Below are 21,616 nucleotides of genomic sequence, written 5' to 3' on the forward strand. Positions count from 1 at the left end.
ACTGAGCGCGGCGCCCCCCGAATGTCCCCGACCGGACGACTGGAGGGGCGCCGATGCGCGTCGGGTCGCGTGCCGGGGATCAGGCGGTCGGGCCCGGGAAGATCCAGGTGACCAGCGAGGCGGCCGACACGGCGAGCACGCCGACGAGACCCATCCAGCGGGCCCAGCCGGTCATCCGCCGGACGCTTTCGGCCCGTTTCTTCTCGTAATTCAGCAAGTACTTCGCGTCCGTGAGGATCTCCTTGCCCGGACGCTCGTGCACGGCCGAGACCAGCATCCACGAGGCCGCCAGGAGGAGCACGAACGCTCCTGCGAGCAGCCCGATCACCCACCACCTCGGGCCGGTGGTCATCTTGCTCAGGTTCTCCTGACCCTTGAGCACGAAGATCACGGTGAGCAGCCCGGTGAGCGTGGTGAGGAAGTTCCGGTACCCCTCGGCCTGCTGGAGCGCCGCCCGCAGCCGCTCGGGCGGGCTCGCCATCGCCCGTACCCGCAGGTTGGCGTTCCAGAGTTCGTCCTCGGAGAAGCCGCTCACAGGGGGAGCCCGTGGGCCGGGAACGCGATGTAGAACGAGGCTCCGCAACCGGACGTGTACCCGTCGGGCCGCTGCAGGTGCCAGGTCGTGCACTCGCACGCGGCGTACGCCGGCTCGGCGGAGGCCACGAACTCTCTCAGTTGCCTGGAGGGGCCCTTGGCGGCGAACTGGGTTTCCGTGATGACGTTCCTGGTCGTGCACCGGCACTCAGGACATGGGCCGGTGGCCTGCACGCCGTCGCCGTCGGTCCACACCTCCCAGACGAAGTCGGTGCGGGGGTCGGTGAGGGGAAACGGCTTGCGCCGCCACGTGCTGATGGGACTCATACCTGTGGTCCTCCGGGGGTGGGAACGACGAGCGAGAACAGTCGGGCGTAGCTGCGGAGGCTGTCACGGACGCCGTCCTCGGACTGCTCCGTCTCCTCGGCACAGAGAACGACGTGCTCGTCGGTGACGGTTCCCGCGACGGCGGGCGAACGGCCGGTCAACTGTGCGGTGAGGACGATGACGTCACGCCAGCCGGGGACGATGTCCCGTTCGCCGCCCTGGGGTTCGGGCGTGGAGACCCTGAGGCCGAGGCTCGCGAAGGGGGCGTAACGGTCGTACGTCTCCCCGAGCGTCCAGCCGAACCGGCCCGCCACGAGGACGAGTTCGAGGGGGCCGAGGTTTCCGGGGCCGAGGAGGCTCGGATCGAAGGCGGCGAGGTCGAAGTCGTTGGGTTCGAGGTCGGCGAGGGCGTCGGTGATCGGGCCGGGGGCCGCAGGGCCGCCGAGGAAGCGGTAGGCGTCGAGGACGGTGGCGGCGTCCCTGAGGGTACCGCCGCGGCGGGTCATGGCGAGCGAGAGGAGGTCCTGGATCGCCAGGTGCTCGCGGAAGGACTCGCCGTGCTCGGTTCTGTGGAGCAGGTGAGTCAGATGGGCGTGTACGGGTGTCAGGAAGGAGGCCCCCTCAGGGGCGACGGGGATCAGGAGCGGAATCCGGCGGGCGCCCTTGTTCCGCATCAGGTCGAGGATGGTTTCGCCCAGGGTGGTGTGGTTCGTGGCCGCCAACTTCAGGAAGAGGGGGATGCGGAGGACGCCGGCATCGAACCCCCACCGGTCCACATCGCCGGACCAGTCGCTGAGTCCGTGGTCGAGCAGGCCGACGAGGGCGGGTGAGAGGTGCTCGAACTCCTCCACCAGTGCGTCGACGGGATCGGCCAGGCAACCCCACGTGTCCAGGAGGACGAGCTCCCGCCGCAGTTCTTCCGGCGAAGGGCGGCGCTCGGCATGGTGCGCGTTGCTGAGCAGACGCCAACTGGGGTGCGTGGCCCCGGTCCCGGACGTCGGCGTGGTGGAGCGTGCCGCCCCCACCACCCAGCGCGGCGGGACCCAGTCCTGGCACTCCTCGGGCACCTCCGGAGCGGACACCCCGGTGGCCGGCGCGAGCCGGGCCACGTCCCGAGCCACCTCGCCGAGCGTCCGGCTCATGCTGTTGCTGCGGTCCATGAGCTGCTGCACGGTCAGACGACCGGCGGGGAGCCATGGGTGCAGGTCGTCGATGTCGCGCGACATCAGCCTCCGCTCGAAGGGAGTCAGCGCGGGGTGGTCGAGGGTCTCCTCGCGCACCGTTTCGGTGTGGGAGAGGCCCAGCGGCTCCAGGGCCGTGATCCGCTCGGCCAGTCGGCGTCGCTGCGCGGGCAGCGGCGCGCACCGCAGCAGATCGACGGGGTGGACCTTCCGCCAGGGTTCTCCGGAGAATTCGAGGATGGCGGATTCGGCCTCAAGAGGCTTCGCCGTCAGGTCGACGTCGGAGAGGACACCCGGATCGGGGATCTCGACGCCGAGGCGCCGAAGGATGTCCAGATCCGGCAGAAAGCGGGACGGGGGCACGCCGTGGCGGGTGGCCACGGTCAGCAGGGGCACGTGAGCGGCGGTGGGCGGCTCGGCGGCCGCCGCCAGTGCGGCCACCTCGTAGGCCTGGCAGAGATCCGCCATCCTCTGGCTGGGTGCGCCCACCGCGCGCAGGTCCGCGATGCTCCGCGCGGCCGGGACATGGGCGCCGGCGATCGCGTACCGGCGCAACGCCCGGACACTCGCGGCCAGCGGGATGCCGGCGCGTAGGGCGGCATCCAGGGGGACCGTCCACCGGCCGCCGTCGAACAGTCGGGAGGACACCAGGAGTGCGTCCAGACCGATCGGCACCGGGTAGCGGTCGGGCGCGAACGCGGGCTCGCCGATCGACGACGCCCCCAGCGCGGTCAGCCGCCACCGTCTGAGAATCTTCGCCTCGGCCCGCTCGGAGCTCGGCCTGGGCTCGCGGCCCGTCCACTGCCGCATCTGGCTGAAGTCCATTCCGAGGACGCCCGTGCGGCGCAGTGGCAGGCGAGTGGCGGGGAGCCGGTAGTCGACGGCCTCCGAGTCGAGGAGTCCGGTCGCTCCGGGCGGCAGATGGTCGAAGAGCCGGACGACGAGCTGCGGCTCCTCGCTCGCCAGCTCCCAGAGCCACGGCAGGAGGACCTCGTCGAGCACGCCTGCCGCGACCGGTACCGCGGCGAGCAGCTCCTTCCGCACCGCCAGGGAGTCGTACGAGACCAGTGAGTTCCGGTTGACGCTCGGCTCCGGACGGTGCTTCTCCCGGAGGTTGAAGACATACCCGAAGACCTCGGGAGCGCGCTCCACGACGATGCCGTCGAGCAGCAGCTGCCCGGGTCCCTGGACGATCCAGCTCTCGTCGCCCGCCTTCACGGCCGGCCCGTGCCACTCCGTGGTGCGGGCCCCCGAGGCGTGAAGGACACCCGGGTCCCAGGCGTCCGAGCGGATCTCCTCTCCGTCCGGGCCCAGTTCCACCGCGGTCACCCGGAAGTCGCTCACCCACAGCAGGCGCCGCAGCGTCGTCACCACCGACGGCGGGTCCTCCTCGTCGCCCTCGTGGTTGAGGTAGAGCCGCACCACGGTGCCCCCTCGCCCCGGCGGGCTGTCCGTCGGGCCGATCTGGAGCAGACCGGAGCCCGACTGGACGGTGGCCCGGAGCGGGACTGCCGTGCGGGACGGGTTGCCGTACTCGTCGATCGCCTCCGTGTGGACGGTGACCTCGTCGGCCAGCATGAAGTAGCTGAACACCCCGATGCCGAAACGGCTGTTGAGGGGGATCGGCGTCATGCCGACCCGCCGCCAGTTGCGCCGCTCCTGCACGTAGTCCGGGTCCTGCGTGTACCGCTTGCCCGCGCGGGCGAACATGGAGGTGAGCTTCTCGCGGCTCATCCCGGAGCCCTCGTCGCGGCACTCGATGTACGGACGGTCCCCGTCGTACGCCTGGAGGAAGTGGATCTCGGGCTCACGGTCGGGGCCGTTGAACCGCTTCCGCCTGTCGCCGTACTCGGCGCGCTGCCGCCGATGCCGACAGGCGTCGAGTGCGTTCTGGTACAGCTCCCGCACCGCGAGCGTCCGGTCGCCGTACAACTGGGTGCCCATGAGCAGCGGCCGGATCTCGTCCTCCGCGAGCCGGAAGCGCTCCAGGGGCACCGTGTAGCTCTGATCCGTCGGCTTCAGCAACTCGCTGGTCACCTTCCGGGGAACGCCCCGGAGGAGATCCGGCGCGGTGTGCCCGTCGGCGTGCCAGCGTCGGTGAAGGGCCCGCACGGAGGCGTCGGCGGTCGCCGCCAGCTCTTCGAGTGCCGCGTGCAGCGCGGGATGCGGGCAGGTGAGGCGGAGTACGTAATCCGTCGACCCGTCACGGTCGAGCGCCTCCCAGCCGCAGCCCGCGAGCGCGGTCACCACGGTTGCCGGGGTGAGGGGCCGACGTGCGCCGAGGTGGTCGACGAGCACGCTGGACATACGGCGGGGGTCGGCGGCGAGCAGCGCCGCCAGCCACAGGAGGTAGGCGAGCTCCCAGGCGCGCCAGATGTTGCCGGGTACGGGGCGTTCGAGCCGGCTCCAACTGGGGTTGGCGGAGGCGTCGATGCGCGGGCTGGACCCCGGAGGGACCGTCATGTGCGGAAGGACCCGGCGGACGTGCCGGTCCACCTCGGAGAGCTGCGCGCCGGACATGTCTTCGGCGCCCGCCGAGACGGCCCCGACCACCCTGTCGAGAAGGCCGTTCACGGCCGGGTAGTCGTCGGTGCGGTCCCACAGCCGGTCCCAGTCGGCGATGAACCGGTGGCGCAGCCAGTGGTCGGCGGCGGTGGCGGCATCGGTCAGCTTCCGCTGCCGCAGCGACTCGGTCACGTGGTGCACTCCCGAGTGGGCCTGGCACAGGTCGGCCGCCTCGTCGCACACCTGCCGCTGATGACCCTCGTCGGGCTCCTCGCCCCGGCCGCCCTCCTCCCGCTTGTCCAGTCGGTCGGGACGCAGCCACGCCAGCTCGCTCAGCGCCACGGCGACGACGCCCTCGTGCATGAGGGGAGCGGCGAGCAGGGCGGCGGTCTCGGCGGGGGAGAGGCGTTCGTTGCCGGTGAGGCCGGCGGTCTCGACGAGACGGCCGAGACGCTCCACGACCCGGATCGGGTACTCCGGATCGCTCCAGGGGCTGGTGAGGGCCGAGTCCGTGCCGAGCCGGCTCTTCGCGACCTCGCGCGCCAGGTCTTCGAGCCGGTCCTTGACCCGCTGGTGCACCTCGGGCCCGTGCGAGGTGTGGTTCCAGAGGACGGATGTGGTGACCGCTCTGGCCCAGCGCTCGGTCTGCCGGGAGCCCCGGCAGAGGACCAGCCGGTCCTCAAGGTCCTTCGCACACCGGGAGTCGACCGTCGGCGAAGGGCCCGGGAGGTGGGCGGTGAGGTGGCCCACCCGCCCCTGGACGTAGGAGTGGACCTCCTTGAAGGTCTTCGGGGGGCTGGTGCGCGACAGGGCCTGGGACAGGGCGATCCCGAAGTAGCTGCCCTTCTGGGGGTCGGCATAGGCCGGCTGTCCGGGGCCGCTCGCGTGCAGCCAGGCCACGTCGCGGTAGGCGGAAGTCGTCAGGGGCGTCTCGTGGAAGTCTGCGGGTGAGCGCGAGTCGTCGGTACGGCAGGTGTCGAGACAGACGACGACCGTGACGCCCTCGGGCACGGGACCGAGGAGGACCTCGGGGCTGACCTCCAGGATCGTGTGCGAGATCAGGGAGCCGTTGGCCCGGGCCTGGGCGGCGGAGGTGAGCAGATACTCGCGCTCGCCGACGGTCACCCCGTGGCAGGAGAAGTAGAGGAAGGCGGTGTCCCCCGCCTCGCAGGAGAGCAGGAACTTCTCCACGGCCACCACGATCGATCCGGCGTCCGGGTCCTGCCGTTCCGGGTCGGGGTGGCCGGGGTGGAGGGCGTCGACCTCGTAGTCGGACTCGACGAGGGCGGCGCGGACCATCTCGATGTCGCGGTCGACGAAGTCGAGCGGTTTGAAGCGCCGGGCGAGGACCTCGTCCCGTTCCAGGAACGGGGTCCTGCCCACACCGATGAGCAGCGCCCGTCGCCTGCCGGTGCCCGTCTCCTCGGCCGCGTCCGTCGTCGAGCTCACCCGTACCCCCAACTCCCCTGTGTGGCACCCCTGGACGTCGATGATCCCAGAAGGGGCGGCCGGACCGCGGGGCGTTGGGGGACTCGGGGCGCTACCTTCCGCAGTTCCTCAGCCAGGCCGCCGCCCCGTCCAGTGCGGCGTCCGCCTCCGGCAGCAGGCCCGCCCCGCCGAGGAAGCCGTGGAACATGCCGGTGTGGAGGTGGACCTCGGTCGGGACGCCCGCGGCGGAGAGGCGGCGGGCGTGGGCGAGGCCCTCGTCGCGCAGTGGGTCGCAGTCGGCGAGGACGAGGAGCGCCGGGGGCAGTCCGGTGACGTCGGCCGCCAGGCCCGGCGAGGCGGCGGCCGGGTCGCCGTCCGGGCCCACGTACTGCCGCCAGTACCAGCGCATGTGGGCCGTCGTGTGGAAGTAGCCCTCCGCGAAGTCGCGCGCCGACCGTCCCTCCAGGCGGTGGTCCAGGGCCGGGTGGACAAGGAGCTGGCCCGCGAGCGCCGGGCCGGCCCCGTCGCGGGCGCGCAGGGCCGCCGCCGCGGCCAGGTTCCCGCCGCTGGAGTCGCCCGCCACGACGAGTGGCCGTCCCGGACAGCGGTCGGCCACCCAGCCCAGGGCGGTACACACATCGTCCTCGGCTGCCGGGAAACGGTGTTCGGGCGCGCGCCGGTAGTCGACGGAGACGACGGTCGCGCCGGTACGGGAGGCGAGCGCGCGGCACGTCCGGTCGTGGGTGTCCAGGTCGCCCAGGACCCAGCCGCCGCCGTGGGCGAAGACGACGACCGGGTCCCCTCGTCCCTCGTAGAGGCGTACGGGAACGCCGTTCGCCGAGGCGGACAGCGCCGGTGGGATCTCGCCCAGGTGTGCCCGGGCCGCCGCCCGCAGGGCTTCCGCGCCCGCCTCCGGGCGGGGGAAGCCGGCCGACATCGCGTCGCAGAGCGCGCGGGCGGCCGGAGTGAGGGGGTCGGTGCGCAGAGGGTCGGTCGTCATGCCGTGAGACCTCCGTCCACCGTGAACTCGGCGCCCGTCACGTACGAGGACGCCTCCGAGAGCAGGAAGGCGACCAGCTCCCCGATCTCCTCCGGGCGGCCCATCCGACCGAGCGGTACGTGCGCCCAGTCCCGGTCCGCGACCGCCGCCGTCATGGGGGTGTCGACGGCACCCGGGTGGACCGAGTTGACGCGGACGCCGTACGGGGCGAGGTCGCGTGCCGCCGAGCGGCTGAGGCCGCGCAGGCCGAACTTGCCCGCCCCGTACGCCGCGTGGCCGGGGACTCCGACGCGGCCCGCCGTCGACGACACGTTCACGATCGAGCCGCCGCCCGCCTCGCGGAGCGCGGGAAGCACCGCCTGGATGCCGAGGAACGGTCCCAACAGGTTGACCCTGAGGAGGAGTTCGAAGTTCTCGTACGTCTCCGACCCGATCGGCGCCGTACGCCACAGGGCCGCGTTGTTGACCAGTCCGTCGATCCCGCCGTACGTGGTGACCGCCGTGTCCGTCACCGTCCGCCAGTCGTCCGCCGACGTCACGTCGTGGCGGACGAAGACGGCCGCCCCGCCGAGGTCCGCCGCCACCGACCGGCCCTCCTCCTCCCGTACGTCGGTGAGGACCACCCGTGCCCCGGCCGCCACCAGGAGCCGCGCCCCGGCGGCGCCCTGGCCGCGGGCCGCGCCGGTCACGATCACGGCCTTGCCGTCCAGGGCGCTCACGCGGCGGCGTCCAGGGCCCGGAAGTGCGGGATGACCTTCGTGCCCCACTGGCGGATGGTCTCCAGACAGACCTCCTGCGGCACGGTTCCCATCTGGATCAGGCACATCACCTCGTCGACGCCGATCTCACGGAGACGTTCGACGTACGCGATGGCCGTGGCGGCGTCCCCGTACGCGTGGTCGGTGTTGTAGGTGCCGGTGTCGACCGGCCGGGCGGGGACGTTCGCCTCGTGCAGCCGGGCGATCAGCTCGTCCCGTTCGCGGGCGAGGGCGCCGGCGTGGTCCTCGTCCTCCGCGTAGCCGGTGGGCGCGGGGGCGCCGCCGTACCAGTGGGCGATCGACTCGGCGAAGAAGCGCTGCCCTCGGGTGCCGAGCCGGAGGGCGCGGTCGGCGTCGTCCAGGACGATCGTCGGGCACAGGGCGGAGAAGTGGTCGTTGACCTCGGTGGAGACGAACCGCGATCCGTCCCGTGCGGCGACGGCCTCGTCGTACACCGTGCGCATCGCGCGGACGTCGTCGGCGCCCGCGAACCCCATCACCAGGGCGCCGATGCCGAGTTCGGCGGCCTGCCGGAGCGACTCGTGCTGCGAGCAGGCCATGAAGAGCGGTGGGTGCGGGCGCTGGACGGGGCGGGGCAGGACCGCGCCGGGGCCGATGTCGAGGGAGCCGTGCCACTCGAACTCCGGCTCGCGCCAGGCGGCGGCGAAGATCCGCAGGGCCTCCTCCGTCTGCGGCCGGGTGTCCTCCGGGCGCACTCCGAACATCCGCATCTCCTGGCGGGTCGCGCCCCGTCCGGCGCCGATGTCGACCCGGCCGCCGGAGAGCACGTCGAGCATGGCGGCGCGCTCGGCGACCCGGACGGGGTGCTGGTAGCCGAAGGGCATGGTGACCACGCCGTGGCCGACGCGGATGGTCCGGGTGCGGGCGGCGACCCAGGTCAGGAAGATCTCGGACGCGCTCATGTGGGCGTACTGGGTGAGGGAGTGGTGTTCGACCGCCCAGATCCGGTCGAAGCCCATCTCCTCGGCGAGGACGGCCTGTTCGACGCAGTCGTGGATGACGCGGTGTTCGCGGGCGGGGGTGGGGTCGACGAGCTGTGCTTCGAAGATCATGGAGAACTTCACGGGGCGCTCCTCCCGGAGAAGATACGGCGGATATGCCTAATCGAAATACTTCTAGCAGGCATAAGTGGGGGAGGGAAGGGCCGTAGACTGCCGACCGTGGCGGACGAAGAGACCGTGCCGGCGCTTCCGGCGACGAGCTGGGCCGTACTCGGACTGCTCTCCTTCGGGCGGGAGTTGTCCGGCTACGACCTCAAGAAATGGTCGGACCGGTCCCTGGGGCTCTTCTACTGGAGCCCGTCCTTCAGCCAGATCTACAGCGAGCTCAAGCGCCTGGAGAAGGCCGGATACGCCGACTCGCGCCTGGTCGCCCCGGAGGCCGGGTCGCGCGACAAACGCGTCTACCGGATCACCGACGAGGGCCTCGCCGCCGTCCGCGTCTGGGCCGGAGCGGCCCCCGTCGACCCACCGGTCCTCAAGCACGGGCCGATGCTCCGGCTCTGGCTCGGCCATCTCCTCGAACCCGAGCGGACACGGGAGGTCCTGGCCGAGCACCGCGCGTACGCCGAGGGCATGCGGCTGCGCGCCGAGGCCGACGCGGCGGACGCCTCGGCGGACGAGGCCTGGGCGTACCCCCGGCTCACCCTCAGGTGGGCCGAGCGGTACTACGCCGCCGAGCGCGACCTGGCCGACGCCATGCTCGCGGACATCGAACGGCTGGAGCCTCCGGAGGGAGAGAAGCCATGGCACTGAGCCTGCGGAAGGTCGAGGAGGCCGCGCCCGCGCTGGTGAGTCTCTACCGGCAGGCGGGCGAGTCGCTCCGACGGCACGGGATCGACGGGCAGCGCGTCGCCGTCTACCTCGTCGTCGACTACTCCGGGTCGATGAAGCCGTACTACGACAGCGGCGCGGTCCAGGCCCTGGCCGACCGGGTGCTGGGGCTCTCCGCACAGCTCGACGACGACGGGCGGGTGCCCGTCGTCTTCTTCTCCACGGACATCGACGCCGAGACCGACATCCGGCTCGACGACCACGTCGGGAGGATCGACCGGATCGTCGCCGGGCTCGGCCACATGGGCAAGACCAGCTACCACCTCGCCATGGACGCCGTCATCGACCACTACCTCGACAGCGGATCCACCGCGCCGGCGCTCGTCGTCTTCCAGACCGACGGCGGGCCGATCAACAAGCTCGCGGCCGAGCGGTACGTGTGCAAGGCGGCCCGGCTGCCGATCTTCTGGCAGTTCATCGGTTTCGGCGACCCGAGCAGCCGGCAGTTCGAGTTCCTGCGCCGCCTCGACGAGCTGGACGTGCCGGCGAGGCGGCCCGTCGACAACTCCGGGTTCTTCCACGCGGGTCAGGACCCGAGCAGGATTCCGGACGCGGAGCTGTACGACAGGCTCGTCTCCGAGTTCCCCGTCTGGCTCGCGGCGGCGCGACGGCAGGGCGTCGTCCGGTCATGAGGCGGCTTCTCCCGCCTCCTCGTCGAGCCGGGCGAACTGCTCCTCGGTGAGGGCGACGTCGAGCGCGCCCAGGTTCTCCACGAGATGCGCGGCCGAGGTGGTGCCCGGGATCGGGAGGATGTGCGGGGCCCGGTGCAGCAGCCAGGCCAGGGCCGTCTGCGACGGGGTGGCGCCGATCTCGCGGGCGACCCGGGCGACCGGTCCGTCCGGGGCCGCGTGTCCGCCCATGGCGACCGGGAAGAAGGGGACGAACGCGATCCCGCGTCCGGCGGTGTGCTCCATGACGGCCTCGTGGTCGCGGTTCGCCAGGTTGTAGAGGTTCTGCACGGCCGCGATCGGCGCGACCGCCTCGGCCTCCGTCAGCTGGGCGACCGTCACCTCCGAGAGACCGATGTGCCGGACCTTGCCCTCCTCCTGGAGCTGCCGCAGGGCGCCGATCTGCTCGGCGACCGGGAAGTTCTCGTCGATACGGTGCAGATGGAGCAGGTCGATCCGCTCGGTGCGCAGCCGGCGCAGGCTCAGCTCGGCCTGCTGGCGCAGATAGGCGGGGTGACCGAGCGGCACCCACTCGGTGGGGGACGGACGGACCACGCCGACCTTGGTGGCCACGGCGACCCCCTCGCCGTACGGGCGCAGGGCCTCGGCGAGCAGCTCCTCCCCGGCCCCGAGGGCGTATGCGTCGGCCGTGTCGAAGAGGGTCACGCCCGCCTCGGCGGCCGTCCGCAGCAGCGCGACCGCCGCCGCCCGGTCGGCCGGAGCCGTCCAGATGCGGGCCTCCGGGCCGCTCGGGTCGCCGGGGCCGTCGGCGAGTCGCATCGTGCCGTAGCCGACCCGCCGGACCGGGAGGTCGCCGCCGAGGTGGAATATCGTCGTGTCCGAGGAGTTCGTGTCGTTCGTCATGCTCGGACCGTAGGAGCTCACACGGATGTGAGGTTCAAGCACGCACGGGCGAATGTGAGGGGGGTCACATGAAGATCGGTGAGCTGGCGCGTGAGACCGCGGTGAGCGTCCGGCTGCTCCGCTACTACGAGGAGCAGGGCCTCCTCGCCTCGGAGCGCACCCCCGGCGGGCAGCGGGTGTACGGCCCCGACGCCCCCGCCGTCGTGCGCCGGATCCGGGCCCTGCTCGGTGCCGGACTGCCGACCCGGGTCATCGCCGAGGTCCTCGACTGCGTCTGCGGCAGCGAGGCGGAGATCGAGCCCTGTCTCAGCCCGATGCTGGTCGCCCGGCTCGACGCGATCGACGAGCAGATCCACGACCTCCAGGGCGCCCGTTCCTCCCTCGCCGCGCTCGTGGCGGCGACCGAGGGGAGAGAACTCGCCACCGCCGACCGAGCGAGGGGGAATCCGGTGGCCCGCGGTCGCGGCGGTGGGCGATCATGACGCCCATGACTTCTCTGGTACGACACGTGACCATTGACTGCGCCGACGCCTACGCCCTCGCTACGTTCTGGGCGAAGGTCCTGGACTCCAAGCTCTCCGACGAGGATCAGCCGGGTGACGAGGAGGCGCTCGTCGAGACGCCCGGGGCCGGCCTCCTCTTCATCCAGGTCCCCGAGGCGAAGGCGGTCAAGAACCGCATCCACCTCGACCTCCAGCCGCAGGACCGCACCCGCGACGAGGAGATCGAGCGGCTGCTCGGCCTCGGCGCGACCCTCCTCGACGACCGCCGGAACCCGGACGGCACCGGCTGGGCGACCCTGGGCGACCCGGAGGGCAACGAGTTCTGCGTCGAGCGCAGCGCGGCGGAGCGCGCCGCCACCTCCTGATCCTGGTTCCGGGCCTGAGACGTACGGAGTAATCCGGACAGTGGATGTCGGGTATCCGGTGTTTCCTGGATCCATGGGAGACATCGGAACCGGAACCACCTGGTCGGCCTTCGAGGCCGCCGAACCCGAGTTCGCCGCGACCGTGCGCGAGCGCTTCGGGCAGTACACCCACCATGCCCTCGCCACCGTGCGCGAGGACGGCTCGCCCCGGCTCAGCGGCATCGAGGTGGGCTTCCGCTTCGGCGAACTCTGGCTCGGCATGATGCCCGGCTCCCGCAAGGCCCGTGACCTGCGCCGCGACCCACGGCTCACCCTCCTCGCCAACCTGGGCGCCGGCACCGACATGGGCGGCGGGGACGTCCGTGTCTCGGGGCGGGCGGTCGAGGTCACCGACCCCGAGACCGTCGCCCGGTACGTGGCCGACGCGGACGAACCCCAGCCGTTCCACCTCTTCCGGGTCGACCCGACCGAGGTCGTGCGGACCTGGGTGGACGGCGACGAACTCGTGATCCGCACCTGGTCCGCCGGACGCCCGGCCCGGACCCTCCGGCGGGGCAACGACGAGAGCCCGCCCCGGCAGGAGTCATGAGCGCGCGGTGAGGACGGCCGCCCGGCAGGTGGCCGGGTCGCCCCAGGCATCCCTCAGGGGGCGGGCCTTGCGGAGCCAGAGCGACAGGTCCAGTTCCTCCGTGTAGCCGACGGCGCCGTGCACCTGGAGGGCCGTGCGGGCCGCCGTGTACCCCGCCTCGCCCGTCGTCACCTTGGCCGCCGCGAGGTCCCCCGACGTCATCGTCACCGCCGCCCCGAACAGCAGCGGCCGCGCGAACTCCAGGGCGAGCAGCGTGTCCGCCAGCCGGTGTTTGACCGCCTGGAACGCGCCGATCGGGGTGCCGAACTGGGTGCGTTGGCGGGCGTACGCGACCGTCCGGTCGAGCAGCGCCAGGCCCACGCCCAGCGACTGCGCCGCCGTCGCCAGCATCGCCCAGCGGCCGGCCCGCGCGGCCGCCGCGGCCACCGCCGGGCCCTCGGCGAGCAGCTCCCCGCCGGGTGCCGGGCGGGCCAGGCGCCGCGCGGGGTCGGCGGAGACCCGGACGGGGCCGTGACCGGGCGCGCGCCACAGTTCCTCACCCCGTACGACGAGCACCACGTCGGCCCGGTCGGCGTCCAGGGCGTACGGGACGGCGTGCCGTACGGCCTCCGTCCCGGCGATCGCCAGCGTCGCCGTCCGCTCGCCGGCCGACAGGGCCGGAAGCAGTCGCGTCGCCGGGCCCGGCTCGCCCAGGCGCGCCAGTTCCCCGAGGAGTACCGCCGTCGCCACCGTCTCCACCACCGGGCCCGGCACCGCGTGCCGCCCCAACTCCACGAAGGCGTGGGCGAGTTCGATCGGGAGGTGGCCCATGCCCTCGTACTCCTCCGGGACCGCGAGCGCGCACACCCCCGCCTCCGCGAGCCGACCCCACAGCGCCCGCCCCGGGCCGGGGTCGTCGCCCGCCCAGGCCCGTACCGCCGACGGGGTGTCCGCGGCGGTGAGCATCGCGTCCAGGGAGCGGGCGAAGGCGCGTTGTTCGTCGGTCGGCAGGAACGTCATCAGCGGCGGCCCTTCGGGAGGCCGAGCAGCCGCTCGGCGATGATGTCGCGCTGGATCTCGTTGGTGCCCGCGTAGAGGGGGCCCGCGAGGGAGAAGACGTACCCCTCCGCCCACGCGCCGTCCGCGAGTTCGCCGTCCGGGCCCAGGAGGTCCAGGGCCGTCTCGTGCAGGGCCAGGTCGTACTCCGACCAGAAGACCTTGTTGAGGCTGGACTCGGCCCCCGACGGCGCCCCCGCCGCCAGCCGGGCCGCCGCGCCCGCCGTGAACAGCTGGTACGCCCGTGCCCCGATCACCGCGTCCGCCACCCGGTCCCGCAGCGCCGGGTCGGCCCGGTCGCCCTCCGCCCGCCAGAGCCGTACGAGCCGGTCGGCGGCGGCGAGGAAGCGGCCGGGGGAGCGGAGCATCAGGCCCCGCTCGTTGCCCGTCGTGGACATCGCGATGCGCCAGCCCTGGCCCGGCTCCCCGATCACGTCCTCGTCGGGGACGAAGACCCCGTCGAGGAAGAGTTCCGCGAAGGCGGGCTTCCCGTCGAGCCTGCCGATCGGCCGGACGGTCACCCCCGGCGCACGCAGGTCGAACATCAGATACGTGAGGCCCCGGTGCGGGCGGTCCGCCGTCGGGTCGCTGCGGAAGATGCCGAAGGCCCGGTCGGCGAAGGCGGCCCGGGAGGACCAGGTCTTCTGCCCGGAGAGCAGCCAGCCGCCGTCCGTGCGGACCGCGCGGGAGGTCAGGGACGCCAGGTCGGAGCCGGCCTCGGGCTCGGACCAGGCCTGTGCCCAGATCGTCTCCCCGGTCGCCATCGACGGCAGGATCCGGGCCCGCTGCTCCTCCGTACCGTGGTCGAAGAGGGTGGGCGCGAGGAGCTGGACGCCGTTCTGCGAGACCCGGCCGGGAGCCCCCGCCGCCCAGTACTCCTCCTCGAAGACCAGCCAGCGGGCCAGGTCGACGCCCCGGCCCCCGTACTCCTCGGGCCAGGAGACCACCGACCAGCGGCCGGCGGCCAGTTCGGCCTCCCAGGCGCGGTGGGCCGCGAAGCCCTCACCCGTCTCCAGGGAGGGCAGCGGCGCGGCGGGGACGTGGTCGCGCAGCCACTCCCGCGCGTCGGCCCGGAAGGCCTCCTCGGTCCGTGTGTACGAGAGATCCATCGGCCACCCCGCCCTCACCCGTTCCCTAACAAGTGTTTGGTAGGTTAACGTACGGCCATGAGCAGCGTCGAGGAGTTCCGGGCCGAGATACGGGGCTGGCTGAAGACCCACCTCAGCGGCTCCTTCGCCACTCTCAAGGGGCGCGGCGGACCCGGCCGCGAACACGAGGCCTTCGCCGAACGCCTCGCCTGGGAGCGCCACTTGGCCGCCCACGGCTGGACCTGTGTCGGCTGGCCGAAGGAGTACGGCGGGCGCGGCGCGAGCATCGAGGAACAGATCGCCTTCCACGAGGAGTACGCCCTCGCCGACGCCCCCGCCCGCGTCAACCACATCGGCGAACAGCTCCTCGGCCCCACCCTCATCGACCACGGCACCGAGGAACAGAAGGCCCGCTTCCTGCCCCCGATCCGCGCCGTCGAGGAACTCTGGTGCCAGGGCTACAGCGAACCCGGCGCAGGCTCCGACCTCGCCGCCGTCCGCACCCGCGCGACCCTCCAGGACGGCCGGTGGGTGGTGAACGGGCAGAAGATCTGGACCTCCCTCGCCCACGAGTCCCAGTGGTGCTTCGTCCTCGCCCGCACGGAGCCGCGCCCGGAACCGGGGTCCCGGCGCCACGCCGGACTCTCCTACCTCCTCGTCCCCCTCGACCGGCCCGGCGTCGAGATCCGGCCCATCGTCCAGCTCACCGGCACCAGCGAGTTCAACGAGGTCTTCTTCGACGGGGCCACGACGGACGCGGCGAACGTCGTCGGCGCGCCCGGCGACGGCTGGCGGATCGCCATGGCCACCCTCGGCTACGAACGCGGCGTCTCCACCCTCGGCCAGCAGGTCGGCTTCCGCCGCGAACTCGACGCCCTCGTCGCCCTCGCCCGCCGCAACGGCGCCGCCGCCGACCCCGACATCCGCGACCGCCTCACCCGCGCCTGGGCCGGCCTCGAAGCCCTGCGCGCCGGCGCCCTGCGCGGCACCGACCCCTCCGCCGCCAAGCTGTACTGGTCCCACTGGCACCGCGACCTCGGCGAACTCGCCCTGGAGGTCTGCGGCCCCGCCGCCACGCTCGCCGCCGGAGCCCCGTACGAACTCGACGACTGGCAGCGGCTGTTCCTCTTCTCCCGCGCCGACACCGTCTACGCCGGGTCCAGCGAGATCCAGCGGAACATCATCGCCGAGCGGGTGCTCGGCCTCCCGAAGGAGCCGCGCCCATGACCCGTACCCCAGCGCCGCCCTATGTGAAGGGGCACGGACTCCTCGCCGGGCGGACCGCCGTGATCACCGCAGCCGCCGGAGCCGGGATCGGCGGCGCCACCGCCCGCCGCTTCCTCGAAGAGGGCGCTCGCGTGCTCGTCAGCGACGCCCACACCCGGCGCCTCAAGGAGACCGAGACCGCCCTCGCCGCCGAGTTCGGCGCGGACTCCGTCGCCTCCCAGCCCTGCGACGTCACCGACGAGACCCAGGTCCAGGCCCTGTACGACACCGCCGTACGGCTCCACGGACGCCTGGACATCCTCGTCAACAACGCCGGCCTCGGCGGCACCGCCGACCTCGCCGACATGACCGACGAACAGTGGAACAAGGTCCTCGACGTCACCCTCGGCGGCACCTTCCGCTGCACCCGCGCCGCGCTGCGCCGCTTCCGCGACTCGGGCACCGGCGGCGTCGTCGTCAACAACGCCTCCGTCGTCGGCTGGCGCGCCCAGGCCGGACAGGCCCACTACGCCGCCGCCAAGGCCGGCGTCATGGCCCTCACCCGCTGCGCGGCCGTCGAGGCCGCCGCGTACGGCGTCCGCGTCAACGCCGTCTCCCCGTCCCTCGCCATGCACCCCCACCTGGCGAAGGTCACCACCACCGAACTCCTCGACGAGCTGACCGCGCGCGAGGCCTTCGGGCGGTACGCCGAGCCCTGGGAGATCGCCAACGTCATCGTCTTCCTCGCCGGCGACTACTCCTCCTACATGACCGGCGAGACGGTCTCCGTCAGCAGCCAGCACGCGTAGGACCAGAATGGACCTGTGCCGAACACTGCAAGCAAGAAGAAGACCCCGGTGAGCGGCGGGCCCGAGCGGCGCCGTGAACTCCTCGACACGGCGGCCGAGGTGTTCGCCGCCCAGGGGTACAACGCCACCACCGTCCGCAAGATCGCGGACGCCGCCGGGATGCTCGCCGGCAGCCTCTACTACCACTTCGACTCCAAGGAGTCGATGCTCGACGAGATCCTCTCGACCTTCCTCGACGAGCTGTGGCAGGGGTACGACGCCGTCCTCGACGCCGGACTCGGGCCCCGCGAGACCATCGAGGCCCTCGTCACCGAGTCCTTCCGCGAGATCGACCGGCACCGCGCCGCCGTCGCCATCTACCAGAAGGAGTCCCGGCACCTCACCGACCAGCCCCGCTTCCACTACCTCGCCGACTCGCAGCGCAAGTTCGAGAAGGCCTGGCTCGGCACCCTGGAGCGCGGGGTCGCCGCCGGGGTCTTCCGCGCCGACCTCGACGTCCGCCTCACCTACCGGTTCGTCCGCGACACCGTCTGGGTCGCCGCGTCCTGGTACCGGCCGGGCGGCCTGCACAGCCCCGAGGAGATCGCCCGCCAGTACCTGTCGATGGTCCTGGACGGCATCGCCGTACGTACGTAGCGGAGGCACGGCCCCGGCACCGGCGCCGCACCTCCCACCCGACCCATCGGAGGAGACGCCATGCCCGAGGCCTACATCGTCGAAGCGGTCCGCACACCCGTGGGGCGCCGAGGGGGCGGACTCTCGTCCGTCCACCCGGCGGACCTCGGCGCCCACGCCCTGAAGGCGCTCGTCGCCCGCTCCGGGATCGACCCGGCCGCCGTCGAGGACGTCGTCCTCGGCTGCCTCGACACCGTCGGGCCGCAGGCCGGCGACATCGCCCGTACGGCATGGCTGGCCGCGGGCCTCCCCGAGGAGGTCCCCGGAGTGACCGTCGACCGCCAGTGCGGCTCGTCCCAGCAGGCCGTCCACTTCGCCGCCCAGGCGGTGATGTCCGGCACCCAGGACCTGGTCGTCGCGGGCGGCGTCCAGAACATGTCGATGATCCCCATCGCCTTCGCCTCCCGGCAGGCCGCCGAACCCCTCGGGCTCACCGGCGGGCCCTTCCACGGCAGCGAGGGCTGGCGCGCCCGGTACGGCGACGCTCCCGTCAACCAGTTCCACGGCGCCGAACTGATCGCCGAGAAGTGGCGGATCACCCGCCGTGACCAGGAGGAATTCGCCCTCCGCTCGCACGAGCGGGCGCTACGGGCGATCGACGAGGGCCGCTTCGCGCGGGAGACCGTGGCGTACGGCGAGGTCACCGTCGACGAGGGACCGCGCCGCGACACCAGCGCGGAGAAGATGGCCGGGCTCCGGCCGGTCGTCGAGGGCGGCACCATCACCGCCGCCTGCTCCTCCCAGGTCTCCGACGGGGCCGCGGCGCTGCTCCTCGCGAGCGAGCGGGCCGTACGGGAGCACGGGCTCACCCCCCGGGCCCGCGTCCACCACCTCTCGGCGCGCGGCGAGGACCCGATCCGGATGCTGTCCGCGCCGATACCCGCGACCGCCCACGCCCTCAAGAAGACCGGCCTGACCATCGACGACATCGACCTCGTCGAGATCAACGAGGCCTTCGCGCCCGTCGTCCTGGCCTGGCTCAAGGAGACCGGCGCCGACCCCGCCCGCGTCAACGTCAACGGCGGCGCGATCGCCCTGGGCCACCCCCTCGGCGCGACCGGCGCGAAACTGATGACGACCCTCCTCCACGAACTGGAACGCACCGGAGGCCGCTACGGCCTCCAGACCATGTGCGAGGGCGGCGGCCAGGCGAACGTCACGATCATCGAGAGGCTGTGACCGGGCCGCGGCGGGGCGTCGGGACCGTCCTGCCGGAGGCAGGCGCAGCCGCCCGAAGCCCGGGAGGCCCCCTGGGGCCGAGTGGTGCGAGGGTGGCCGATGGGGGAGGGGCCCATGTGCGAGGGCGGCGGCCAGGCGAACGTCACGATCATCGAGGGGCTGTGACCGTCGGCGACGTGAAGGCCGTGTCGATCACCGCCGGGCTGTGAGGTCGCCCACGTCACACCGCGCTGGGCTGGTCTGATCCGTCCGGGGATCGATCGGGCGGGGCGGGAAGGTCCCGGGGCGCACTATTGTTCCGGTAGAGACATCCGGGGCTCGTTTCGCGCGTTCCGGGAAACAGCCGGGGCCCGTATCGCGTGTTCCGGGTAGAGCAGCCGGGGCCCGCACCGTGCAGGTGCGGGCCCTGGCTGTGCCGCGAGCACCGGCCAGAAAGGCACGCATGACCCGCTCCGAACGCCCCCACAAGCGCAGCCCCCGCACCGCCCAGGCGAAGTCCACGTCACAGCCGAAGGCCTCCCGTGGGGGGCGCCGCCCCTCCGCGCCCCCGCCGCCGAGCGAGTTCACGCCGCCGGAGACGGTGACGCCCGCGCTTCCCGCGGTGGCCGCCTTCGCCGACCTCGACATGCCCGAGGGCCTGCTGCGGACTCTGGGTGAGCAGGGCGTCACGGAGCCGTTCCCGATCCAGGCCGCGACCCTCCCGAACTCGCTGGCCGGCCGCGACGTGCTCGGCCGGGGGCGTACCGGCTCCGGCAAGACCCTCGCCTTCGGCCTCGCGATCCTGGCCCGTTCGGCCGGCCGCCGCGCCGAGCCCGGCGCGCCGCTCGCGCTCGTCCTGGTGCCCACGCGCGAGCTCGCCCAGCAGGTGACCGACGCGCTCACGCCGTACGCCTCCGCGCTGCGGCTGCGCATCACCACGGTCGTCGGCGGCATGTCGATCAGCCGGCAGTCCTCCGCGCTGCGGCGCGGCGCCGAGATCCTCATCGCCACGCCCGGTCGGCTCCACGACCTCATCGACCGCGGCGACTGCCGCCTCGACCAGGTCGCCGTCACCGTCCTCGACGAGGCCGACCAGATGGCCGACATGGGCTTCCTGCCGCAGGTCACGAAGCTGCTGAAGCAGGTCGAGCCGGGCGGGCAGCGACTGCTGTTCTCGGCCACCCTCGACCGGAACATCGACCGGCTGGTCAAGATGTTCCTCGACGACCCGGTCGTGCACTCGGTCGACCCGTCGGCCGGCGCGGTCACCACCATGGAGCACCACGTCCTGTACGTGGCCGACGAGACCGACAAGAAGGCCGTCACGCTGCGCATCGCGGCCCGCGACGGGCGGACGATCCTCTTCCTGGACACCAAGCGGTCCGTGGACCGGCTGGTCAAGCGGCTCCTCGCCAACGGCGTACGGGCCTCCGGACTGCACGGCGGCCGCTCGCAGCCGCAGCGGAACCGGACCCTGGACCAGTTCAAGAGCGGTCAGGTCACCACGCTCGTCGCCACGAACGTGGCCGCGCGCGGCATCCACGTCGACGACCTCGACATGGTCGTCAACGTCGACCCGCCGATGGACCACAAGGACTACCTGCACCGCGGCGGCCGCACCGCCCGCGCCGGTGAGTCCGGCAGCGTCTTCACCCTGGTCCTGCCCGAGCAGAAGCGCGACATGGGCCGTCTGATGTCGAACGCGGGCATCAGCCCCCGCACGGCGCAGATCAAGTCCAGCGACGAGCAGCTGGTCGAGCTGACCGGCGCGCGGGAGCCCTCGGGCGTCCCGGTCGTCGTCGAGACCCCGCAGCCGACCCAGCCGCGCAAGCCGGCCGGCTCCGGTGCCGGCGGTGGCCGTTCCTCCGGCCGGCGTCGCCGTCCCGCCCCGGCCGGAGGCACGGCCGGTACGGGCACGGGCTCGGGTCGTTCCGGAGCCGCGGGCACGGCCTCGGGCCGCGCCGCGGGCTCCTCGGGCCGCAGCGCCGGTTCCGCCGGTCGCACCGCCGCTTCCGCCGGCGGCGCGGGCCGCGCGTCCGGCGGTGGCCGGGGCGCCGGCTCCGGCACGGGCGGCGGTCGCGGTGCCGCCGCGGGCGCCGGTGCCGGTCGCACCGGGGGGCGTCAGGCCCCGGGCACCAGCCGTTCGCGCAGCGCCAGCAGCTCGCGGAACTCCAGGCCGAGGCCGTCCGACACGTAACGGAACACGCTCCCGTACGAGGAGCGCAGCTGCTCCAGGGCGGTGTCGAGGTACTCCGCCCGCACCTCCTGGAGCGGAATGATCAGGGCCGGGTTCTGCATGAGCCCGGCCTTTTTCAATCCCTCCCGCACCCGTGCGTCGGACGCGGCGCGGAAGGTGTTGGAGGCCAGGTAGTCCGAGCGCGCGAGGGTGTCGGGCACGCCGAGGAGCGTGAGCAGCAGCCACCCGGTCCAGCCGGTGCGGTCCTTGCCCGAGGTGCAGTGCAGGAGCAGCGGCCCCCGGCGGGGATCGGCCAGGTCCCGCAGGGTCGCCGCGAAGGCGGCCCGGTTCGCGGCGTCGGTGACGAACGTCCGGTACACCTCGCGCATGAACGCGGCGGCCCGTCCGCCGCCCAGCATCTCCTCCTGCCGTACGGGGTCGCGCGAGCCGATCGCGCTGAGCAGCTGCCCGAACAGACCGTTGTCGGTGACGGGCCGGGGGACCGGGACGGCACCGGCCGGGAGCCGGTCGGCACCGTCGTAGCCGACCTCCAGGGGGATCCGCAGGTCGACCACGGTGCCGAGGCCCAGCCCGGCGAGCGTGGTCAGGTCGGCGTCGGTCAGTTTGGCGAGGTGGTCGCCCCGGTAGGCGAGGCCGTACCGGACCCGGCTCCCGTCGTACGTGGGGTAGCCGCCGAGGTCACGGACGTTGACTGCGCCCTGGAGCGGGATCTGCCGGATCGGGGGCGCCTGCGCGGACCGGGGGCGGGCGATCGCCTCCGTGGGCAGGGCGGTGAGCAGGGTGGTGGCGCCGGTGGCGGTGAGCAGCGCGCGTCGAGACAGGTGCACGGCCGGACTCCTTTGCGGCTCAAGGGTGTTGAGGGTGGGCGGTGCG

Annotated in this window: 19 protein-coding genes and 1 pseudogene; 10 read left to right on the top strand and 10 right to left on the bottom strand. The window is 73.0% G+C overall.

Features of this window, described 5'->3' with window-relative positions; all coding sequences use genetic code 11:
• Positions 1-79: 79 nt before the first annotated feature.
• From OG259_RS30515 to OG259_RS30540, 6 genes are all read right to left on the bottom strand, one after another.
• On the bottom strand, positions 80-535 hold the full coding sequence (locus OG259_RS30515; protein ID WP_328945173.1) for a hypothetical protein: 456 nt from the start codon (positions 533-535) through the stop codon (positions 80-82).
• Positions 532-861, bottom strand: coding sequence for a hypothetical protein (locus OG259_RS30520; RefSeq protein ID WP_328945174.1), 330 nt, complete (start codon positions 859-861; stop codon positions 532-534). The genes OG259_RS30515 and OG259_RS30520 overlap by 4 nt, the downstream gene beginning before the upstream one ends.
• Entirely contained in the window at positions 858-5,996 is a 5,139-nt protein-coding gene (locus OG259_RS30525) for an HD domain-containing protein (RefSeq protein WP_328945175.1), read from the bottom strand. Before OG259_RS30525 ends, OG259_RS30520 begins: the two co-directional genes overlap by 4 nt.
• Before the next feature lie 91 nt (positions 5,997-6,087).
• Positions 6,088-6,975: an alpha/beta hydrolase gene (locus OG259_RS30530; protein WP_328945176.1), complete on the bottom strand. Its 888-nt coding sequence runs from the start codon at positions 6,973-6,975 to the stop codon at positions 6,088-6,090.
• Positions 6,972-7,694 carry an SDR family NAD(P)-dependent oxidoreductase gene (locus tag OG259_RS30535; protein ID WP_328945177.1) on the bottom strand — a complete coding sequence of 241 codons (723 nt, stop codon included), beginning with the start codon at positions 7,692-7,694 and terminating at the stop codon, positions 6,972-6,974. The genes OG259_RS30530 and OG259_RS30535 overlap by 4 nt, the downstream gene beginning before the upstream one ends.
• Entirely contained in the window at positions 7,691-8,818 is a 1,128-nt protein-coding gene (locus OG259_RS30540) for an LLM class flavin-dependent oxidoreductase (protein WP_328945178.1), read from the bottom strand. Before OG259_RS30540 ends, OG259_RS30535 begins: the two co-directional genes overlap by 4 nt.
• 96 nt (positions 8,819-8,914) lie before the next feature.
• Between OG259_RS30540 and OG259_RS30545 the strand changes: the two genes are divergently transcribed.
• Positions 8,915-9,508, top strand: a complete 594-nt coding sequence (locus tag OG259_RS30545; RefSeq protein WP_328945179.1) for a PadR family transcriptional regulator — start codon at positions 8,915-8,917, stop codon at positions 9,506-9,508.
• Positions 9,499-10,218, top strand: a complete 720-nt coding sequence (locus tag OG259_RS30550) for a VWA domain-containing protein (RefSeq protein ID WP_328945180.1) — start codon at positions 9,499-9,501, stop codon at positions 10,216-10,218. Before OG259_RS30545 ends, OG259_RS30550 begins: the two co-directional genes overlap by 10 nt.
• Here OG259_RS30550 and OG259_RS30555 read toward each other — a convergent pair.
• Positions 10,213-11,118: an aldo/keto reductase gene (locus OG259_RS30555; RefSeq protein WP_328945181.1), complete on the bottom strand. Its 906-nt coding sequence runs from the start codon at positions 11,116-11,118 to the stop codon at positions 10,213-10,215. The two genes, OG259_RS30550 and OG259_RS30555, sit on opposite strands and share 6 nt — an antisense overlap.
• Before the next feature lie 68 nt (positions 11,119-11,186).
• Here OG259_RS30555 and OG259_RS30560 point away from each other — a divergent pair, with 68 nt between their 5' ends.
• The 3 genes and pseudogenes from OG259_RS30560 (at position 11,187) to OG259_RS30570 (ending at position 12,575) form a co-directional block, all read left to right on the top strand.
• Positions 11,187-11,600, top strand: a complete 414-nt coding sequence (locus OG259_RS30560; RefSeq protein WP_328945182.1) for a MerR family transcriptional regulator — start codon at positions 11,187-11,189, stop codon at positions 11,598-11,600.
• A gap of 5 nt (positions 11,601-11,605) precedes the next feature.
• A pseudogene (locus OG259_RS30565) lies at positions 11,606-11,977 on the top strand (VOC family protein); the annotation flags it as partial.
• A gap of 82 nt (positions 11,978-12,059) precedes the next feature.
• Positions 12,060-12,575, top strand: a complete 516-nt coding sequence (locus OG259_RS30570; protein WP_328945183.1) for a pyridoxamine 5'-phosphate oxidase family protein — start codon at positions 12,060-12,062, stop codon at positions 12,573-12,575.
• Here the strand turns inward: OG259_RS30570 and OG259_RS30575 are convergent.
• Both OG259_RS30575 and OG259_RS30580 read right to left on the bottom strand, forming a co-directional pair.
• Entirely contained in the window at positions 12,570-13,574 is a 1,005-nt protein-coding gene (locus OG259_RS30575; RefSeq protein ID WP_328945184.1) for an acyl-CoA dehydrogenase family protein, read from the bottom strand. The genes OG259_RS30570 and OG259_RS30575 overlap by 6 nt on opposite strands.
• Positions 13,574-14,719, bottom strand: coding sequence for an acyl-CoA dehydrogenase family protein (locus OG259_RS30580; protein ID WP_328945185.1), 1,146 nt, complete (start codon positions 14,717-14,719; stop codon positions 13,574-13,576). The genes OG259_RS30575 and OG259_RS30580 overlap by 1 nt, the downstream gene beginning before the upstream one ends.
• Before the next feature lie 57 nt (positions 14,720-14,776).
• On the opposite strand from OG259_RS30580, the gene OG259_RS30585 reads away from it, so the two are divergent.
• The 5 genes from OG259_RS30585 (at position 14,777) to OG259_RS30605 (ending at position 20,743) form a co-directional block, all read left to right on the top strand.
• Positions 14,777-15,925: an acyl-CoA dehydrogenase family protein gene (locus OG259_RS30585; protein WP_328945186.1), complete on the top strand. Its 1,149-nt coding sequence runs from the start codon at positions 14,777-14,779 to the stop codon at positions 15,923-15,925.
• Positions 15,922-16,713: an SDR family oxidoreductase gene (locus OG259_RS30590; protein ID WP_328945187.1), complete on the top strand. Its 792-nt coding sequence runs from the start codon at positions 15,922-15,924 to the stop codon at positions 16,711-16,713. Before OG259_RS30585 ends, OG259_RS30590 begins: the two co-directional genes overlap by 4 nt.
• A gap of 15 nt (positions 16,714-16,728) precedes the next feature.
• Positions 16,729-17,349 carry a TetR/AcrR family transcriptional regulator gene (locus OG259_RS30595; RefSeq protein ID WP_266890733.1) on the top strand — a complete coding sequence of 207 codons (621 nt, stop codon included), beginning with the start codon at positions 16,729-16,731 and terminating at the stop codon, positions 17,347-17,349.
• Between the two features lie 60 nt (positions 17,350-17,409).
• Positions 17,410-18,567, top strand: a complete 1,158-nt coding sequence (locus OG259_RS30600; RefSeq protein ID WP_328945188.1) for an acetyl-CoA C-acetyltransferase — start codon at positions 17,410-17,412, stop codon at positions 18,565-18,567.
• 442 nt (positions 18,568-19,009) lie between these two features.
• Positions 19,010-20,743 carry a DEAD/DEAH box helicase gene (locus OG259_RS30605; protein ID WP_328945189.1) on the top strand — a complete coding sequence of 578 codons (1,734 nt, stop codon included), beginning with the start codon at positions 19,010-19,012 and terminating at the stop codon, positions 20,741-20,743.
• Here OG259_RS30605 and OG259_RS30610 read toward each other — a convergent pair.
• On the bottom strand, positions 20,668-21,570 hold the full coding sequence (locus OG259_RS30610; RefSeq protein WP_328945190.1) for a tyrosine-protein phosphatase: 903 nt from the start codon (positions 21,568-21,570) through the stop codon (positions 20,668-20,670). The genes OG259_RS30605 and OG259_RS30610 overlap by 76 nt on opposite strands.
• Between the last annotated feature and the right edge of the window lie 46 nt (positions 21,571-21,616).

Origin of the sequence: Streptomyces sp. NBC_00250 (genome assembly GCF_036192275.1) — a bacterium.
In the GTDB taxonomy this organism is placed as follows: domain Bacteria; phylum Actinomycetota; class Actinomycetes; order Streptomycetales; family Streptomycetaceae; genus Streptomyces.

Coding starts and splice junctions, on each gene's coding strand:
- OG259_RS30605 (WP_328945189.1), top strand. CDS start 19,010: ATGACCCGCTCCGAACGCCCCCACAAGCGCAGCCCCCGCACCGCCCAG.
- OG259_RS30520 (WP_328945174.1), bottom strand. CDS start 861: ATGAGTCCCATCAGCACGTGGCGGCGCAAGCCGTTTCCCCTCACCGAC.
- OG259_RS30580 (WP_328945185.1), bottom strand. CDS start 14,719: ATGGATCTCTCGTACACACGGACCGAGGAGGCCTTCCGGGCCGACGCG.
- OG259_RS30575 (WP_328945184.1), bottom strand. CDS start 13,574: ATGACGTTCCTGCCGACCGACGAACAACGCGCCTTCGCCCGCTCCCTG.
- OG259_RS30560 (WP_328945182.1), top strand. CDS start 11,187: ATGAAGATCGGTGAGCTGGCGCGTGAGACCGCGGTGAGCGTCCGGCTG.
- OG259_RS30555 (WP_328945181.1), bottom strand. CDS start 11,118: ATGACGAACGACACGAACTCCTCGGACACGACGATATTCCACCTCGGC.
- OG259_RS30590 (WP_328945187.1), top strand. CDS start 15,922: ATGACCCGTACCCCAGCGCCGCCCTATGTGAAGGGGCACGGACTCCTC.
- OG259_RS30600 (WP_328945188.1), top strand. CDS start 17,410: ATGCCCGAGGCCTACATCGTCGAAGCGGTCCGCACACCCGTGGGGCGC.
- OG259_RS30550 (WP_328945180.1), top strand. CDS start 9,499: ATGGCACTGAGCCTGCGGAAGGTCGAGGAGGCCGCGCCCGCGCTGGTG.
- OG259_RS30530 (WP_328945176.1), bottom strand. CDS start 6,975: ATGACGACCGACCCTCTGCGCACCGACCCCCTCACTCCGGCCGCCCGC.
- OG259_RS30585 (WP_328945186.1), top strand. CDS start 14,777: ATGAGCAGCGTCGAGGAGTTCCGGGCCGAGATACGGGGCTGGCTGAAG.
- OG259_RS30570 (WP_328945183.1), top strand. CDS start 12,060: ATGGGAGACATCGGAACCGGAACCACCTGGTCGGCCTTCGAGGCCGCC.